The 17473-nt window shown below is 58.4% G+C and carries 14 protein-coding genes; 6 read left to right on the forward strand and 8 right to left on the reverse strand.

Annotation, left to right across the window (positions count from 1 at the left end; all coding sequences use genetic code 11):
• Positions 1–46: 46 nt before the first annotated feature.
• Positions 47–1531, reverse strand: coding sequence for a lipopolysaccharide biosynthesis protein (locus tag PH558_RS28505; protein WP_095436411.1), 1485 nt, complete (start codon positions 1529–1531; stop codon positions 47–49).
• Between the two features lie 409 nt (positions 1532–1940).
• On the reverse strand, positions 1941–2813 hold the full coding sequence (locus PH558_RS28510; RefSeq protein WP_483314203.1) for a glycerophosphodiester phosphodiesterase family protein: 873 nt from the start codon (positions 2811–2813) through the stop codon (positions 1941–1943).
• Positions 2814–3051: 238 nt separating this feature from the next.
• On the opposite strand from PH558_RS28510, the gene PH558_RS28515 reads away from it, so the two are divergent.
• Entirely contained in the window at positions 3052–4179 is a 1128-nt protein-coding gene (locus PH558_RS28515) for an ROK family protein (protein WP_285207881.1), read from the forward strand.
• Positions 4180–4195: 16 nt separating this feature from the next.
• Here PH558_RS28515 and PH558_RS28520 read toward each other — a convergent pair whose 3' ends face one another.
• Entirely contained in the window at positions 4196–4600 is a 405-nt protein-coding gene (locus PH558_RS28520; RefSeq protein WP_285207882.1) for a hypothetical protein, read from the reverse strand.
• Between the two features lie 257 nt (positions 4601–4857).
• Between PH558_RS28520 and PH558_RS28525 the strand changes: the two genes are divergently transcribed.
• On the forward strand, positions 4858–5475 hold the full coding sequence (locus PH558_RS28525; protein WP_285207883.1) for a glycosyltransferase family 29 protein: 618 nt from the start codon (positions 4858–4860) through the stop codon (positions 5473–5475).
• A gap of 36 nt (positions 5476–5511) precedes the next feature.
• Here the strand turns inward: PH558_RS28525 and PH558_RS28530 are convergent, their stop codons facing one another.
• The gene (locus tag PH558_RS28530) at positions 5512–6489 is read right to left on the reverse strand and encodes a DUF1402 family protein (RefSeq protein WP_095436416.1); all 978 of its coding nucleotides are present in this window, start codon (positions 6487–6489) and stop codon (positions 5512–5514) included.
• A 199-nt stretch (positions 6490–6688) separates the two neighbouring features.
• On the opposite strand from PH558_RS28530, the gene PH558_RS28535 reads away from it, so the two are divergent.
• Positions 6689–7024, forward strand: a complete 336-nt coding sequence (locus PH558_RS28535; protein WP_069615711.1) for a hypothetical protein — start codon at positions 6689–6691, stop codon at positions 7022–7024.
• Here the strand turns inward: PH558_RS28535 and PH558_RS28540 are convergent.
• Positions 7012–7686: a transglutaminase-like cysteine peptidase gene (locus PH558_RS28540; RefSeq protein WP_095436417.1), complete on the reverse strand. Its 675-nt coding sequence runs from the start codon at positions 7684–7686 to the stop codon at positions 7012–7014. The genes PH558_RS28535 and PH558_RS28540 overlap by 13 nt on opposite strands.
• Positions 7687–8011: 325 nt before the next feature.
• Here PH558_RS28540 and PH558_RS28545 point away from each other — a divergent pair, with 325 nt between their 5' ends.
• Positions 8012–10483, forward strand: coding sequence for a beta-glucosidase (locus PH558_RS28545; RefSeq protein WP_285207884.1), 2472 nt, complete (start codon positions 8012–8014; stop codon positions 10481–10483).
• A gap of 104 nt (positions 10484–10587) precedes the next feature.
• Here PH558_RS28545 and PH558_RS28550 read toward each other — a convergent pair whose 3' ends face one another.
• Positions 10588–12666, reverse strand: coding sequence for a putative bifunctional diguanylate cyclase/phosphodiesterase (locus PH558_RS28550; protein WP_285207885.1), 2079 nt, complete (start codon positions 12664–12666; stop codon positions 10588–10590).
• 481 nt (positions 12667–13147) lie between these two features.
• Here PH558_RS28550 and PH558_RS28555 point away from each other — a divergent pair, with 481 nt between their 5' ends.
• Positions 13148–14437: a TadE/TadG family type IV pilus assembly protein gene (locus PH558_RS28555; RefSeq protein WP_483314206.1), complete on the forward strand. Its 1290-nt coding sequence runs from the start codon at positions 13148–13150 to the stop codon at positions 14435–14437.
• A 130-nt stretch (positions 14438–14567) separates the two neighbouring features.
• Here the strand turns inward: PH558_RS28555 and PH558_RS28560 are convergent, their stop codons facing one another.
• Positions 14568–14975 carry a helix-turn-helix domain-containing protein gene (locus tag PH558_RS28560; protein ID WP_113407384.1) on the reverse strand — a complete coding sequence of 136 codons (408 nt, stop codon included), beginning with the start codon at positions 14973–14975 and terminating at the stop codon, positions 14568–14570.
• 261 nt (positions 14976–15236) lie between these two features.
• Positions 15237–16133: a LysR family transcriptional regulator gene (locus PH558_RS28565; RefSeq protein ID WP_285207886.1), complete on the reverse strand. Its 897-nt coding sequence runs from the start codon at positions 16131–16133 to the stop codon at positions 15237–15239.
• A 130-nt stretch (positions 16134–16263) separates the two neighbouring features.
• Here PH558_RS28565 and PH558_RS28570 point away from each other — a divergent pair, with 130 nt between their 5' ends.
• Positions 16264–17370, forward strand: a complete 1107-nt coding sequence (locus tag PH558_RS28570; RefSeq protein WP_285207887.1) for an aldo/keto reductase — start codon at positions 16264–16266, stop codon at positions 17368–17370.
• Positions 17371–17473 lie beyond the last annotated feature (103 nt).

The following is a 17473-nucleotide window of genomic DNA, read 5'->3' on the forward strand; positions in this document are numbered from 1 at the left end:
CCGTTTAGATGACAGGTCAGTCTCCGGCCGACATCGGCCGCGCGTTTCAGGCAGGGCGAAGTCTTGGCAGCACTTTGCCGAGTATGTTTCGTACCTCCGTTTCCGGGCCGGCCGGCCGCCTCATCAACGTCCACAGCAGGAGCGTCGAACCGCAATAGAGCAGGCCACCAAGCAGGATCAGGATGGCGAGATGCGTCACGAGCACGAGCTTGTCGTCCGTATAGGCAAGATGGCTCGAAGCGAGCGAGACGCCTGCCGCCATGATGGCGACGCTCACGAGTGCCCGAAGGTTCACCGACAATTGCCTGGCAACGCTGATGCCGGTGAAGCGCCGCACGAGCATCATATTGACGGCGGTACTGAAGAGGCCTGTGAAGACGCGGCCGGCAATGACCCCCGGCAGACCATAAAGCAGCAGGCCGCCGATCATGATCGGCACGCGCAGGCAGAACATCTGCGTGTCCCGGACGAAGAGCACGCGCGTCTCGCCTTTGGCCATGCCAAGCGGCTGCACCAGCGAGCCTAGCGTCTGCAGCGCAAAGACAGAGGCCAGCGACTGGATGATGAAAATGACAGGGGCCCATTTGTCGCCGAGCGCGAGCCTCACCAACGGATCGGCGGTCACGGCAACGCCGATGCCGGCTGGAAGGGCGACGGCGGCAACCAGCGCCTGCACGCGCTGATAAGCGGCAGCGAGCCTGCCTGGATCGTTGTGAATGCCAGCAAAAGCCGGATAGATCGTCTGGGTAAGGGGCGCGGTCGCCTCCCGCGTCGGCATCATGGCGAGGTTGCTGCCGACCGAATAATAGCCGAGCTGGATGCCGCCAAGCATCTTGCCGACAAGCAGATAGTCGAAGCGCCAGTTGAGCGTGCTGACGATCTGGCCCGCGGTCAGCCAGGCGGAGAAGGAGAAGAATTCCCGCATATGCTGGAAGGTGATTCTGGGCCGGAACGGCAGCACGAGATAGGAGACGATGACATTCGTCGCCTGGCTGATCAGCGTCCCGACGATCAGCGCCCAATAGCTTTGATAGATAACGGCGATCGCAACCGACGCGACGAAGCCCGCGAACTTCTGCGAGACGGCGAGCACGAACTCCTGCCAGAAGATCAGATCGCGCTGCAGCATGATGCGCCGCGGATTTGTAAGGCCGCCCATCAGCATGCTGATACCAAGAGCGAACATGACACCCGTCAGCCTCGGCTCATTGAACAGGGCGGCCGCCGGATAGGCAAAGATCGCAAACAGGATGCAGATCGCCAGCCCGCGTGCGGCATTCAGCGTCCAGGCAGCACTGAAATGGGATTCATCCGGTGCATCATGGCGGATCAGCGCCTCGGAAAGGGAAAGCTCGGTAACGGTCGTGACGATCATGAGGATCGTCATGCCCAAAGCAACCACGCCGAAGTCGGCGGGCGCCAGATAGCGGGCCAGTACGAAGGTGCTGAGTGTTGCAAGCCCGTTCACGATGGTTCGAGACAGGCTTAACCACATGCTTCCCTTGACGAGCCGTCCCGTGATGCTGCTCATGCGATACTGAAGTCCCACTGCGCTATGAGGCGACCTCTTAACCGCACGAATATTCCTTCCCATAACAGCGTCTTAACCGCTGGAATGGCTGCACAGGATTATACAGGATCATATGGTCGCTATGGATGGGGCGGACCCCGGCGTATGAGCGGGAACTAGTTCAGCGAATCCTTAAGTCAACATTTCCAGTTCATTTTCACGTCAGTTTTAGTTCATTTTCGCATCATTTTCTTTGCGGTGCAGCATTTGCCCCTCAGAGGACCAAAATTGGTAAGGTTGATGCTGAGAAACGCCCCCTCTGCAGGCACGAAGGCTTCGCTTTAGATTGCTGACAGCGCCGGAGGACGCAAAAGCCCGGGCGATGAGAAACCGCCCGGGCTTCTTGTCTGCGCGTTAAGCCGAAGGGGCTTTATTTGCCGCTTCTGGTCGCGAGCCACCGCTTGAATTCGACATTCGTGTCGGTCTGGATGGCGCCGACGCCGGCGTCAACGAGTGCTCCCCAGACGCCTTCGGGGTCGCCGAGTGCGCGGCTGTCGTTGAAGTCGAGATTGTAGGAGACATCGAGCGTATTGATCCAGAGCCGGATATTTTGACGCTCCAGTTCCTCGCGCCCGGCGGCAAGATCGGCAATGTCGGTAAATTTCACTTCGACCATCGGCGCCTTGAGCGGTTCGATCATTCTGAGGTCTTCGATGAATTTTCCGGGCCGGACGGGAAACATCGGCATATGCGGGATCGAGCCGAACCAATCGGCGTCCAGCACCGGGAAGCAGCCGCTTTGCGGCTCTACATCCGACTTGATGATGACGTGATCTTCGGCACCCAGCCGTCGCACTGCAGCAATGACCTGCGGCAGTTCGCGGGGGAATTTCGTGTCGATATTGACGAAGACGCGTCCGCGCGCCTCCTCCAGCGCCTCTTCAAGCGTGGGAACGCGTTCATCCGTCAATGCTGCCATCTCTCCACCGGCGCCGGCGCGCAGTTGGGCCGCGCGGATTGTGGCAAAGCTGCTCGCTCCGACGACACCCCCGGCGGAGGTGGTGCGGTCCAGCGTCTTGTCGTGAATGACGACGAGATGGCCGTCGGCAGTCGCCTGCGTGTCGATTTCGACGAATTCCACGCCAAGCTCGGCTGCCGCACGGATTGCCGCCAATGAATTTTCGGGAGCTGCCGACCAAAGCCCACGATGGGCAATCGTCAGAATGTTTGGATTGGACAGGGAGAGGAGTTCGTAAATATCGGCATTGCGGGATGAAGGCGACATGGCGGTCTGGCTATGCATGAGAAAAGCTTTCGTGAGCTGTCGGTTTTCAGGCTGAATGAGCGGATGCGAGGTTTGATGTCGAATGTGAGCACCAATGGCTATGGCCGACGCGATGTGTTGGCGTCGATCGCTGCTATGGTTATTAATACACATAAGGTGTAATATTTATGACGAGCGGCCGCGAATAGGTGGGGATTCGGATTGTGCCCGGACAGGCGAGCGGCTAGGTCGGAATCATAGTATCGGGATTGCAGTCATGGCAGCGCTTGAAAAATCCCCACTGGCAAGCGAGAACGAGCGCCTCATTCTCGATATTGTCCGCAGCTGCGAGCCGATCCCGCGCGCGACCATTACTGCCCACACCAATTTGACGCAGCAATCCGTGCATCGTCTCGTCCAGGCGCTGACGGCTCGCGGCTTGCTTCGCGCCGGTGCGCCGTTCAAGGGCGCACGCGGGCAGCCGAGCCCGACGATCGAATTGGAACGGCAGGCGCTCTATTCGGTCGGTATTTCCGTCAATACCGATGCCGTGACGCTGTCGCTCGCCGATTTCGGCTGCGACGTCGTCGATCAGGAGGTGTTGAGGGGCGTGCCCGCCGATCGCAAGGCAACGCTGGCAATCCTTGCCGAGAAACTGGGGTCGATCCTGGCGCGCCGTCAAATATCGCGTGCAAATCTCATCGGACTTGGCTTTGCCATGTCGGGCTTCTTTGTCGGCGATGATCGTCGCTTCAATGCTCCGGAGCCGCTGCGCGACTGGTCTCTGGTCGATCTGCAGCCGGAGCTCGAGCAAGTGTTCGCATTGCCGGCCTGGTTGGAAAACAACGCAACGACGGGCGCAATCGGTGAGAGCCTGCGCGGTGTGGGGCGCTGGTGCAAGACCTTCGCATACCTGTCCTTCAATTATGGATTTGGCGGCGGTCTTGTTCTGGAGGGAAGGCCTTATTTGGGCTTCCACGGCAATGCTGGGGAATTCAGCGTCATCTACGATCCGGACGAAATGCTGCGCCGGCCAGCTTTGCAATATCTCATCGCCACATTGCGGGAGAGGGGCGTCGAGATAGGCTCCATCGAGGAACTGAAACAGAATTTCGACCCTTCCTGGCCCGGCGTCGAGAGCTGGCTTTCCGAGACCATGCCGATGGTCGACCGTCTGATCGCCACGCTTGCCGGGGTGATCGATCCGCAAGCCATTGTCTTCGGTGGCCAGCTGCCATCCGAGCTTGGACGAATGATGATCGCGCGCGCCCGCCTGCCGTCGCAGCGTCCGCACCGCTATAGTGCCGCACCGCCGGGACCTCGGCTGGTTCTCAGCGAAACCAAAGGTGATGCCAGCGCAATCGGCGCGGCCCTGCTTCCGTTGAAGTTCCGGTATTTCTTGTGAGCGTGCCGACCGCCCGTTATGCAGGATTATCGGATGACGCCGCTTGACTAGCCGGTATCCGCCAGCTTTCCGGCAAGTCGGCAAAATAACCCCACGAGGCCCAGGGGAGATCGCCTCTGTTGCTTGGTCGCGTCGCGAGCCGCCATTCCGGTGGATCGGGGAAGCCATGCCAAATTAACCGCATCAAAAGCATGTCCTCACCGTCACACGTCGCATAAAATTCGGCATCAAAACTGCGAAGGTCGCTTGCTTCCATGCCGAACAGCGACTGGTCGGCACCGAATATGGAAGCCCAGGCAATCGCCTTTGCAGCCCTGTTCTGAAATCCGGCGAATTGTAAGTCCGCCACCTCGTCGGTGGCGTCCCATGGGTCAGCCTCCCAATCGTTTGATGTCGAATTCATGCGGTCCGCTTGCTTCATAAACTGTCCATTCGACTCGCTTCGCCACATCGAGAGGGAAGTCTATGGCGACTTGGCGCAGTCTGCCAGCAAAAGCCTCTTTCACTGAGGTTACTCTGTGCAGATGCCGCCAATATGCTTGCTTGGTAGGCGGATCAAATTCGTCCGGACGTGCTGGAACGGTTGGTCGAGGGGATTTCAGTTGCGCATCATCAACCGTTCAGTGCTCTGTCAGAACCGCTTGCTAATGCACGGCCCATATTCTCTGGACGACCGCATTGGCGCGTAAGACTGCAATCATTGTCGGCAACGGAAAGCTGGGACGCGATATCGCCGATATCGTGGATGAGGCGCAATTTGTCATGCGTTTTAACGAGCCGGTCCTTTCCGAACGCATGAGCGGCGAGCGCACTGACATGATCATGCTGGCCGCCTCGAGCAAAATCTTGTATCGGCGGCTTTTGGATCCAAATTTCATGGATAACGCCGCGCTCAAGGCCGCAAAGGTCTTCATGCTGGCCTATCACCCCGATATCATCCGCAAATATCACCCCCGACCCAACATCTTCCAGCGTCTGCAGGGTCGAAAGGCTGACTGGACGATGCAGGCAATCGAGTTGCTGGGCAGGGCCGGCAAGGAGATCCGCATCATGCCACCGCAGACCTATATGGATGGCTGCGGCGAGCTCGGCATTTCCGGGTCCTGCATGCACAAGGTCTTTCCCAGCACCGGCTTCCTTGGCATCCATTATGTCCTCGCAAGGTTTCCCGCGTCCGAATGGGACATCAAGCTATGCGGCTTCAGCTGGGAAGGGTGGAAGCGGCATGATTGGCAGAGCGAGCGCAGCTGGGTCGAAAACAAGATTGCCAATGATCGCGTCAGCCGGATCGCCTGATTAAACCGATGCTCTTCAGGGCAAAATTCTGCCGGCCTACTGGCTATTGTCGCTGCCGAGCAGCCCACGAAGCTCCGGCAATTTGTCGTTCACCAACCAGCCATAATAATTTTCTTCCGGCAGTTTCTTCCCGCCCGAAGCATCCGCCGCCTGCCGCAGGGCAGCCGCACGGCGGCGCGGCTGGCCGACATTGTAAAGCGTTGCCGTCAGGCCGGGATTGTCGGTGATGTCGAAACCCTGGGCGCGATAGGCGTCGATGGCATCGCGTACGATCGCGGCGATATAGATTACGCTGCGATCGGGGTCCATGATGTCGCGGTAGATCGCCTGCGGATCGTCGACGGAAAGCTTCGGCAGGCCGCTTGTCGCGTGGACGAGGTCGGTGACTTCAAGGGCGGTCAAAGGGCTGATCTGGCCAAGACCGAAGGTCTGGCCCGCAAAGAAGGGCTGAAAGAAAGCGCGCTGGAACGTCATGTTTTCATAAGTGACCCCATCGATGACCTTGCCTCGAAAACTCTTGTCCCAGGTCTCGTCGCGGCATTCCCACAATTCGGCGCTGCCGGTGAAAGCGTTGCAATGGGCGAATTCCGGCTTCTTCAGGAAGGTTTGGACCGTCACGTCCTTATAGGCGAACTTGAAATCGGACTGCGAATAGGCGAGCGCCTTGACGTAGTAGGACTTCACCCTGTTGACGATCGTGATGTTGTAGGTGTGTTCGCCGACAAGGGCGCCAACGATGTGGATGGGGTCGATCTGATAGGCCTGCCCGGCCTTCCTGATCGAGGCCATCAGCTCCTTGTCGTCGCGAAGCACTCCGACGATCTTCTGGTATTTTTCGTCGTAGGTAGTGTTGAAGGCCTTGGCCCGCAGTACCGAGGTATTGGGTATGGGCGGCTGAACGCTGTTGCGATTGCCTGGCGGCACACGCACGAGCTCACGCGCAGAAACCGCGTTCGTCAATGCAAGGATAAAAAGGAGACTGAGTGCCGGGAGTATCGACAGGCGTGTTCGCATTCGCAAAGTGGCTTTCCAAAAATATTCCCCGGCGCGGGGACGATCTTGATACGCGATCGCTATCTGAAGGCAAGAGCACAAGCTTCTTCCGCCTCACGAATCACAATAAACTTCGATCAAAGCAGCTCTCGGCTGCAGAGGCATAGGGATATGGCCGTCCAGGGTTGCGTCCCGTGGTCCGGCTTTCGAAAGGATGTCGATGCAACATCTCGTGATTGCAGGGAGCATCTTGCTTGCAGCCGCCCCCGGCGAAGCCTTGCCGACGATGGCGGATGTTCCGGCGCTGGCCAAGGCAGCGGTCGCGCGGCGCATAGAGGTTCCGCCCTCAGCCATCCACATTCTGGAAGCCAAGCCGAGCGAACGAATGCCAGGCTTCGTCGTTTGCGGTCGTGTCGATACGGGAACTGCGAATGACGGCGCCGGTGCGGAAGGTGCAGAACGCTTCTTCGTCGTCATACCCGGCAATTTTGCTATTCTGGACCAGGATGGGAAAGGCTTGGTCGACAGCTATTGGGCCGCCAATCACTGCGAATGAGACGCCAGCGCCTTGCTGATCATGGCGAGCTCTTCGGGCGTGCGACCGGATTCCAGCCGAACCCAATTGTTCGGATTATCGGCCGTCTGGCGCTTGATGAAAGTGTAGCCCGTTCCGCTCCAGTTTTTGACCGTATCGGTGAGATTGTCGAGGATGAGATCGCCATTATTCGTGCGTGCCATCAGGACAAGATGTCCCTCGTTATGGGTATCGAGAACCACCGTCAGCAGTAGGGCAGACCGTGGCCAGCCTGCTTCCACGAGCAATTTCTTCTTTAAGAGAACATAGTCATTGCAATTACCGGCACCGTCATCGGGATAGGTCCACCAGTTGACGATGCCAAGCTTATAGATGCCGTAATGATCATTGTCGCCGATGCCCTGGATCTCGTGATTGACGAGGCTGTTGATCTGCTGCAGCTGCTGCCAATGGTCATGATCGAGAGTGGCGAACTCCACGCTCTTTTGGCCGGCCACGCATTCGGCTGGCTGCGCTTTGCAGAAGCTGGTCCAGCCGACGGGCACGCTCGCATCCGTCACCTCGCGTGCAAATTGGTGCGCGTGCGCCGCAACGGTATTTGCCACGGGTTTTGCCGTCGTCGCCGTCGAAAACAGCAGGCCGGCGACGAAGAGAAAGCTTGCAGCGACGAGGAGTGAACGCATACTCGGCTCCATGAGTTGGGCTCATGAAATCGGACGCGGTCAAATTTATTCGAAAAAAGATTATTCGCATTTTATCGAACCGACGCTTTTAGTCAGTGCGGCAATCGGGGACGCTCATTCATGCGCCGATTTTATGATTTCTAGTCGGTTATGAAGCGTGTTCGGCAGCGGATACGAGCCGAATGCCGGCAAAAAGACATGGAATTTCATTCACATATTGGATTATCGGAAGAACATCTGGCGCGTTTATGATTTGTTGGTCTTAAATGCGAATCTCCATCGCGGATGGACGATGGAACAGCCAGAGAATTGCTCGGGAGGCCTAATGATCGACGATATTCTCGACCGGATGACGCTTGAAGAGCAGGTTTCGCTGCTGTCCGGCGCTGATTTCTGGACCACGGCGCCGGTCGAGCGCCTTGGTGTTCCGAAGATCAAGGTTACGGATGGGCCGAACGGAGCCCGCGGTGCCGGCTCGCTGGTTGCCGGCGTGAATGCCGCCTGCTTTCCCGTCGCCATCGCCCTCGGCGCGACATGGAACCCGGCCCTAGTCGAACGCATGGGCGTGGCGCTTGCCGGCCAGGCCAAAAGCAAGGGCGCCTCGGTGCTGTTGGCGCCGACGGTCAATATTCATCGCTCCGGCCTCAACGGCCGCAATTTCGAATGTTATTCGGAAGATCCGATACTGACGGCCGCGCTTGCCGTCGCCTATATCCAGAGTGTGCAAAGCCAGGGCATTGCCGCTACGATCAAGCATTTTGCGGGCAATGAATCCGAGATCGAGCGCCAGACGATGTCGTCGGATATAGATGAGCGCGCTCTTCGCGAAATTTATCTGCCGCCGTTCGAGCAGGCTGTGAAGAAGGCCGGCGTCATGGCGGTCATGTCCTCCTATAACCGGCTGAATGGCACCTATACGAGCGAGCATCCCTGGCTGCTGACCAAAGTCTTGCGACAGGAGTGGGGTTTCGACGGCATCGTCATGTCGGACTGGTTCGGGTCGCATTCGACGGCGGCGACCATTAATGCCGGGCTCGATCTGGAAATGCCTGGTCCGACGCGCGACCGTGGCGAAAAGCTGGTGGCGGCGGTCCGCAATGGCGAGGTCGAGCCGAAGACGGTACGCGAAGCCGCCCGCCGCATTCTGACATTGCTGGTGCGTGTCGGCGCCTTCGAGAAAGCGCCCGATTTGAGTGAGCATGCGCTCGATCTGCCGGAGGATCGTGCTTTGATCCGCGAGCTCGGAGCCGAGGGTGCCGTGCTCTTGAAGAACGACGGCATTTTGCCGCTGCAGAAGGCAGGGCTTGGGCATGTGGCAGTTGTTGGGCCGAATGCCGCCGAAGCTCGTGTCATGGGCGGTGGCAGCGCCCAGATTGCCGCCCACTACAGGGTCAGCCCCTTGGAAGGCATTCGGCAGGCGCTGTCGAATGCCAACAGCATCCATCATGCGCCCGGCTGCCGCAACAATCGCCTCATCAATGTTTTCTCCGGCGAGATGCGGGTGGAGTATTTCAAGGGCCGCGACCTTGCAGGACCGGTGATCGCCACCGAAACGGCAAGCAAGGGCGAATTCTTCTGGTTCGATTTGCCGTCCTCCGAACTCGATCCCAATGCGTTCTCCGCCCGTATGACAGCCTCCTATGTGCCGACGGAGAGCGGCGAACATGTATTCGGTATGACGAATGCGGGCCTTGCCAAGCTCTTTATCGATGGCAAGCTCGTCGTGAATGGCTATGACGGCTGGGCTCGCGGCGACAATTATTTTGGCACGGCCAATGTCGAGCAGCGGCAGGGCATCCATCTGGAAGCCGGGCAGCGCTACAAAGTGGTGGTGGAATATTGTTCTTCGGCGCCGACCGAAGAGGGGATCAATCTGACGGCGGTACGCTTCGGCGTGGAAAAACCGCTAGGCGAAGAGGCGATGCTCGATGCCGTTGAAAAGGCAAGGAATGCAGATGTCGTTCTGCTCTTCGTCGGTCGCGACGGCGAGTGGGACACGGAAGGCCTCGATCTGCCCGACATGCGCCTGCCGGGTCGTCAGGAGGAACTCATAGACCGTGTGGCGGCCGCCAACGCCAATACCATTGTCGTGCTGCAGACCGGCGGTCCCATCGAGATGCCGTGGCTCGGCAAGGTTCGGGCCGTGTTGCAGATGTGGTATCCCGGCCAGGAGCTGGGCCATGCCGTTGCCGATGTGCTCTTCGGCGAGGTCGAACCCGGCGGCCGCCTGCCGCAGACCTTCCCCAAACGCCTGTCGGATAATTCCGCCATGATTGGCGACGCATCCGTCTATCCCGGTAGGGACGGGCATGTGCGCTACGCCGAGGGTGTTTTCGTCGGATATCGCCATCACGATAAGCGTGGCGTCGAGCCGTTGTTCCCCTTCGGCTTTGGTCTTGGCTACACGCGATTTTCCTGGGGCGAGGCCCAGGCTTCGGCAACAAGAATGGGCGCGGATGGCATCACCGTGACGGTCGATATCACGAATATCGGCGACAGAACCGGTTCGGAGCTTGTGCAGCTTTACGTGCGCGCGCCTACTTCGACGGTCGAGCGGCCGGACAAGGAGCTGCGTGCCTTTGCCAAGCTTCGGCTGGTGCCGGGCGAAAAAGGCACGGCCTCACTTGTCGTCCGTCCCCGCGATCTGAGCTATTTTGACGAGCAGACCGGAACATTTCGAGCTATCGCCGGTCGCTATGAGCTTCTCGTGGCTGCCAATGCTCTCGATATCCGCTCCGCCGTTGCGATCGAGCTCGCAAACGAATGGATCGGAGAGGTTTCGGACCGTTCGATCTGATATTGCGAACGGCTGCGGCCGACGAAATCGAGCATAGCGTAAAGAGGGCGCAGCTCTGCGCCCTGCAATTGCTGCAGAGATTGCATTGACGCGTGCGGAACTTCCTAGCGACGCCGCATGCGATGGGGCGGAAGCCGGCCGGAAAAAGCCGATGCCTCGTCGTCCTCTGCCGATGCTTCTACTTGAAAGATTTGCCCGACGGGCTTCGGCCGACCGAGGAAGAAGCCCTGCGCCTCGTCACAGCCCTCGACCCGGAGGATTTCGAGCTGATGGTTGGTCTCCACGCCTTCCGCGAGCACAGGGATATCCAGGCTCTTGCCGAGCGTGAGCACGGCGCGGACGATCGCTTTTGCCTGAATGCTGTGATCCACTTCGCTCATGAAGGAGCGATCGAGCTTGATCTTGTCGAAGGGGAAGGAGCGGAGCGTATCGAGCGACGAATATCCAGTTCCGAAATCGTCGATGGCAACGGTCACGCCAAGAGCCCGGATTTGGCGCAGGACATGCAAGGTCCGAGTTTTATCGGCAATGATCGTGGATTCGGTAATTTCAAGTTCCAGCCGGGATGGCGCAAGGCCGGTTTCCAGAAGGATCGTATGAATGAGCTTTGCGAGATCGGCGTGAGCGAACTGTACGGGCGAAAGGTTGACGGCGATCTTGTAGGGCTGCTCCCATGAGGCGGCTTGCTTGCAGGCGGTGCGCAACACCCATTCGCCGATGACAAGGATCGTGCCGCTTTCTTCCGCAATGGGGATGAATTCCGATGGTGGCACAGCACCACGCTCGGGATGATGCCAGCGGACGAGGACTTCATAGCCGCAGATCTGCCCGGTGCGAACGGAGGTCTGTACCTGATAGTGCAGGTCAAGCTGGTCCAGCTCGACAGCGCGGCGCAGGTCCTGCGCGAGCGTATGGCGGGCGCGGGCGGCTTCATCCATCTTCGATTCATAAAAGCAGACGGCACGGCCGATATCGGCCTTGGCGCGGTACATTGCGAGATCGGCATTGCTGACGAGGCGCTCCTGGTCGACGCCATCGTCCGGATAGACGGCTACGCCGATGCTTGCCCCCGTCGCCGTCTCGAAATCGTCGATCCGGATAGGTTCAAACAGGACCTTCTCCAGCCGGGCCACGAAATCCAGCAGCTCGCTCTGTTCGCGAAAGCGCTTGGCGGCGGCAAATTCGTCACCACCGACACGGGCGACGAACTCACCGTCCCTGACGAGGCGCAGCAGCCGGCGTCCGATCGCCTTGAGTGCCTGGTCTCCGGCCTTGTGCCCACGCAGGTCGTTGATTTCCTTGAAGCGGTCGAGGTCGATGCCGATGACCGCGAGCTTTACGCCGTCTTCCTTGGCATGTCCCATCTCGCGCTGCAGATGGTCGGCGAAACTGCTGCGGTTGGGCAGGCCCGTCAGCAGGTCGTTGAGGGCCATATGCTGAAGCTTCTCGATGGATTCGCGCGAGGCGCGCTCGTCGATCATGTAGCTTGCCACGCCTGTACCGATAATAAGCAATCCGCCGCCGGCAACGGCAACCGCCATGGCCTTCAGTGCATAGGTGTCCGCGATCGCAGCGCCAGTTGCAAGCGGCGTGACCGATACGGCCGTCATTGCCGTAAAGTGAAGCGAGACCACGGCGACGACGAAGAGAGCGAGTCCGACGGCCGGGGAGAACTGCCAAGGCCGGCGTACCGCCTGATTGAGCGCAAGCGCTGCAAAAATCACGGAAAGGGCGATGGAGCCGACAACATAACCCTGATTCCATTCAACGATGCCATCGACGTGATAAGCCAGCATACCGGTATAGTGCATGGTGCTGATGGCGAGGCCGACGACGGCTCCGCCGAATTCCGGTGCGATGCGCGGCAGGCGCGACAAGGCGATCGCAAAACCGCCGGCACAGCCGATGGCGGCCAAAAGAAAGGAGGCCATCGTCAGAATCGGATCGAAGGTGACCGGTGCGCCGACCTCATAGGCGAGCATGGCAATGAAATGCGTGCACCAGATCGACGAACCGGCAGCCACGGCGGTCAGGAAGATCCAGCCGCCGCGTTGCAGGTCGCGCGTCTTTTCGGCTCGGCGGAGCAGATTGAGCGTGATCCAGCCGCCACTGACGCAGACGAACGCCGCCAGGAGAACGAGCCACAGATTGTGTTCCGTCAAGATGCAGGAAAGAACGCGCACGTAAAGATCCCAACTATAGCCATCAGGGCGCCATGCTGTCCTAGCATGGGCAGCTGAAGCCGACATCGATAGCTGCTGCTTTCACAGGTAAACGCTGAAAATCAAGTAAAGATACTTTGCGTGAAATTGCAATTTCTGCAACCTCCGGCTTCGTCCCAGCTGTACGTCTTCTTTACGAAGTATCGGATTTTGCGCGTCTTTCTCGTTGTTGGATGCGGAGATTCATCGAGCTCGATTTCCATCCGCAGATCGCGTTGTCCACGGATATATTGCGGATTCTTGGTAAATTTCTTCTGAATATCAGAAGTATAATTGGGAAAATATCTCTTATGAGAATATCAATATTTATTGAATATAATATACATAAGTATATTTGAAAATAATAATACTTTCGTTTGACGTATGTTTTGATGCTGCAACTTATAATGTAGAGAGCACGCTTGTGAAGAGATTTACAATTTCCCCAAAGTCGCTTGATGTCGTGCGCATGCTCGCGGGACGGCTGTTTCTGGATAGGTCGGGCAATTTCGGGATCACCACAGCACTGGTTGCCGTTCCGTTGATCGCGGTGGGTGGTCTGGCGCTCGATGTTACCAATGCGATGCTCGTCAAAACGGAATTGCAAAATGCAGCCGACGCCGCTGCTGTGGGTGCAATCGCAGATTCATCTCCGGCGGTCGCGGCTGCCATGGCCATGACAAGCGACGGGACCATCAATATCGGTCAAAGCGATGCCAACAAGCTTTTTCTCGGCCAGGCGTCGAGCGATCTCCAGAACATACCGGTCAGCGTCAGCGCCGGGGTAACCCGCACCGGCAATATCGTCTCATCGACGGTCAATTTTTCGGCGAACGTACCGACCACGCTCAGTCAGGTCATCGGTAAGACATCCATCCCCGTCAGCGGTTCGGCATCCGCACAGTATCAGACGGCGAACTTCATGGATTTCTATATGTTGCTGGACAACACGCCATCCATGGGGATCGGTGCTACCATGACCGATATTGATAAAATGGTGGCAAACACGTCAGACAAATGTGCCTTTGCGTGCCACGACAGCAATACAGACGACAATTATTACAATCTTGCAAAGAGCCTTGGCGTCAAGACCCGCATCGCTGTCGTCGGGCTGGCGACACAGTCGCTTACGGATACCGCTAAGACGAACCGGGTAACACCTGATCAATACAGAATGGCTGTCTATACGTTCGGTGCTGACGCTACGAAAATTGGCTTGACCAACGTATCGCCGCTATCATCCGATATGGCGCAGGTTAAGAGTGCCACCAGTACAGTGGACCTGATGACTGTCCCAGGACAGAGTTACAACAACGACCAGGATACGAGCTTCGATACGATGCTGACGCAGCTCGCGCCGATCATCGGAACAGGCGGCAGTGGCAAAACCACTTCCGATCGTCAGAAGGTCCTCTTCCTAGTCACCGACGGCGTCGGCGACAGCTACAAGCCCAACACCTGCACCAAGCCAACGACGGGTGGGCGCTGTCAGGAGCCGCTCGCCACCACCTTCTGTCAGCCGTTGAAAAACCAGAACATCAAGATCGCAATCCTCTATACGACCTATTTTCCGCTGCCGACGAATGGCTGGTACAATCAATGGATCGCACCGTTCCAATCGCAAATCGGCACCAATTTGCAGAATTGTGCCTCACCCGGCCTCTATTTCGAGGTGAGTCCGACGCAAGGCATCTCGGACGCGATGAACGCCCTGTTTCTGAAGGTCATTCGTACGCCACGTATCACAAGCTGACGGCAAAGCATTGAATTGTCAGGATAATGGAAGCTGAGGCGGCTTGGCGTTTCACGGAATCGCCAAACCGCTCCATCACTTTGTTTCGTAATTCCGGACGGAAAGCCACCGCGCAGTTTCCGGAATTGCTCTAAGTCAACGCCAGCGACTTGAGCAGGCCGACGATCTTCTGGCGGGTCTTCACATCCTTGATCTTTGCAAAGGCTCGGTTGAGCTCGATACCTTCTTCGGACGAAATGAAACCGACGAGGTCGTTGCGGATCACTCTTGCTTCCTCAGTCGAAACAGGATTGTCGAAGGCTGCATTATCGAAGAAGTGCGAGATGGGGACGCCAAGACAGTCGGCAACATGTTGCAGGCGACTTGCGCCGACACGGTTGGCACCTTTTTCGTATTTCTGAACCTGCTGAAAGGTCAGGCCCAGTTTTTCGGCAAGCGCCGATTGGCTCATGCCCAGCAGGCGCCGTTGCGCGCGGATGCGTTTGCCGACTTCGATATCGATCGGGCTGGGCGGCTTTCTCTTCGAAATATCTTGCACGAGTTCCTCTTTCACACCGGGAAGCTGCCACTCGAACCGACGGAAGGTGAGGGCGAATGCTCCGACCCCCGCGTGCCCCTCATTGGCGAGCTTTCCGTCTATGACTGCCGGGTGAGGTGAGAGACGGCAATCGCGATTCGACTGGATCGCGATCCAGCGCTGCATTTCGTGCGTATTCGGTACAATGGCTGCGCGATTTGACCATTCGTTAGCATGTCGAAGTGAAGCAAATGGCGCATTTTGCCCAGACGGGCGTCCGACTCAACGATCGAGCTGTCGTACCGTGTCGATGAAAGCCCTGAGCTTCGGGGCCAGCTCGGCACGGCGCGGAAAGTAGAGAAAAAGGCCTGCTTCCGTCACGGCATAGTCGCTTAAAAGGTGGACAAGCCTGCCGGATGCGATCTCCGCCTTCACCAGCGGTTCGAAGACATAGGCCAATCCCACGCCTGCAATGGCCAACTCTATAGCCGAATGCGATTCGGTGACGATCGCCTGGCCATTCACCGCCACCGCGACATCCCGCCCCTCCTCGACGAATTCCCACTGATAGAGGCCTCCGGATCGGATCAGGCGGTAGCCGATACAATTGTGGTCGGAGAGATCCGCAAGCGTGTTTGGACGCCCGAAATGCCCGATATATCCAGGCGAGGCGACGACGATGGATCGGAAAGGAGGGGTGAGGCGAACGGCGACCATGTCCTGCGCGATCATTTCGCCGACACGGATGCCGGCGTCGAAACCCTCGGAGACGATATCGGTCAGCCTTTCATCGGAGAAGATTTCCACTTCGACTTCGGGATAGCGTTCGGCCATCGCTGCGATCACGCGGGTGACTGCCAGCGGCAGGCTGATGCGGGATGCGTTGATGCGCAACAGGCCGCTTGGCCTGCCCTTGACGGCCCTGATGCGCTCGATGCGGTCATGAATGTCCTGCAGCGCCGGGGTGATGGTGGCGATCAGGCTCTTGCCGGCTTCGGTCAGCGCCACACTGCGCGTCGTGCGGGCAAAGAGGGGTTGCCCGAGCCGTTCTTCCACGAGCCGAATGGCATGGCTGACGGCCGACGCGCTCATGCCCAGCTCGCTGGCGGCGGCGGCAAACCCTCCGCGGCGGGCTACAGCGGCGACGATGGGCAGATGTGGCAGCAGATCGCGATCCATTGCTGCGCAATATCGCATAATGCATGCAAATTAAATGATCTTATCGAATGGCTCGAAAGCGGCGACTCTACATGCATCACGCGTCGGGTCGGTCGTCGATACGCCCGGTTAGCCAAAGAGGAGCATAGCGATGAGCATGGAATTTTATACGCTGGGCAATAGTGGATTGAAGGTAACACGGCTCGCCCTTGGCACCATGACCTTCGGCACGGAATGGGGGTGGGGGGCAGATAAGGAAACGGCACGGGCGATCTTCAATAGCTATGTCGACGCCGGCGGCAATTTCTTCGACACCGCCGATGCCTATACCGGCGGTACGTCTGAGGCTTGGCTCGGTGAGTTCATCGCCGAGCGGGCCTTGCGCGACGATGCCGTCATCGCAACCAAGTTCACCATGAATCTTACCGCACAAACGCCGAATGCGGCCGGCAATGGCCGCAAGAATATCCTGCGGGCCGTCGAAGGATCATTAAAACGGCTCAACACGGATTACATCGATCTCTATCTCATGCATTGCTGGGATCGCCTGACGCCGCCAGAGGAAGTGATGCGTACCTTCGATGACCTCGTCCGCTCCGGTAAGGTGCGGCATGTCGGCTTGTCAGATGTTCCGGCATGGTACGCCAGCAGAGCCCAGGCAGTCGCCGAACATCGCGGCTACGAGCCGATCTCCGCACTTCAGCTTGAATATTCGCTGGCCGAACGCAACATCGAAAATGAATTCGTGCCGTTCGGAACGCGTTACGGCGCCGGTATCATGGCCTGGAGCCCGCTTGCGAGCGGTCTACTGAGTGGCAAATATCGGCCGAGCAGTGAGAGGCAGACCGCGGGCCGGCTGGAAACCGTGCGTGGTACGACCAATCCAGGCTTTCAGAAATTCAACGAGCGCAACTGGGCTGTTGTTGCCGAGCTGGAGAAGGTGGCGACCGAGCTCGGCCGCAGCATGGCGCAGGTGGCCATCAATTGGGCGATGACCCAGCCTGGCCTCGCCTCGATCATTATCGGCGCCACGAAACTGGAACAACTGAGGGACAATCTCGGCGCCCTGGAGTTCACGATACCGAACGAACTGCGGCGGCGCCTGGACGAGGTCGGCACCCTGCAGGCGACTTTCCCCTATTCCTTCTTCGGCTCCGAGATCCAGGGCAGCCTGACAGGCGGTCAAACGGTAGGCGGCAAGCCGGCGGGTTACTATCCCGATCTGAATATTTCGGGGAAGTTTGCGGGTGTCAGCTGACGGCCTTACAAAACCGGTACGCGCCGGCAGGTGCCGGCGCGTTGCCATGAAATGTTGCGGGACGCCTTGTTTCCTCCCGGTTCTGCTGCTAGGGAGCCGGCCG

Source organism: Rhizobium pantanalense (assembly GCF_030182525.1).
Lineage (GTDB): Bacteria > Pseudomonadota > Alphaproteobacteria > Rhizobiales > Rhizobiaceae > Rhizobium.

What these genes read in the sequence shown, in the direction of transcription:
- PH558_RS28570 (WP_285207887.1), top strand. Translation starts at nt 16,264, where the DNA reads ATGAGCATGGAATTTTATACGCTGGGCAATAGTGGATTGAAGGTAACA.
- PH558_RS28565 (WP_285207886.1), bottom strand. Translation starts at nt 16,133, where the DNA reads ATGGATCGCGATCTGCTGCCACATCTGCCCATCGTCGCCGCTGTAGCC.
- PH558_RS28505 (WP_095436411.1), bottom strand. Translation starts at nt 1,531, where the DNA reads ATGAGCAGCATCACGGGACGGCTCGTCAAGGGAAGCATGTGGTTAAGC.
- PH558_RS28510 (WP_483314203.1), bottom strand. Translation starts at nt 2,813, where the DNA reads ATGCATAGCCAGACCGCCATGTCGCCTTCATCCCGCAATGCCGATATT.
- PH558_RS28535 (WP_069615711.1), top strand. Translation starts at nt 6,689, where the DNA reads ATGCAACATCTCGTGATTGCAGGGAGCATCTTGCTTGCAGCCGCCCCC.
- PH558_RS28540 (WP_095436417.1), bottom strand. Translation starts at nt 7,686, where the DNA reads ATGCGTTCACTCCTCGTCGCTGCAAGCTTTCTCTTCGTCGCCGGCCTG.
- PH558_RS28530 (WP_095436416.1), bottom strand. Translation starts at nt 6,489, where the DNA reads ATGCGAACACGCCTGTCGATACTCCCGGCACTCAGTCTCCTTTTTATC.
- PH558_RS28520 (WP_285207882.1), bottom strand. Translation starts at nt 4,600, where the DNA reads ATGAAGCAAGCGGACCGCATGAATTCGACATCAAACGATTGGGAGGCT.
- PH558_RS28515 (WP_285207881.1), top strand. Translation starts at nt 3,052, where the DNA reads ATGGCAGCGCTTGAAAAATCCCCACTGGCAAGCGAGAACGAGCGCCTC.
- PH558_RS28545 (WP_285207884.1), top strand. Translation starts at nt 8,012, where the DNA reads ATGATCGACGATATTCTCGACCGGATGACGCTTGAAGAGCAGGTTTCG.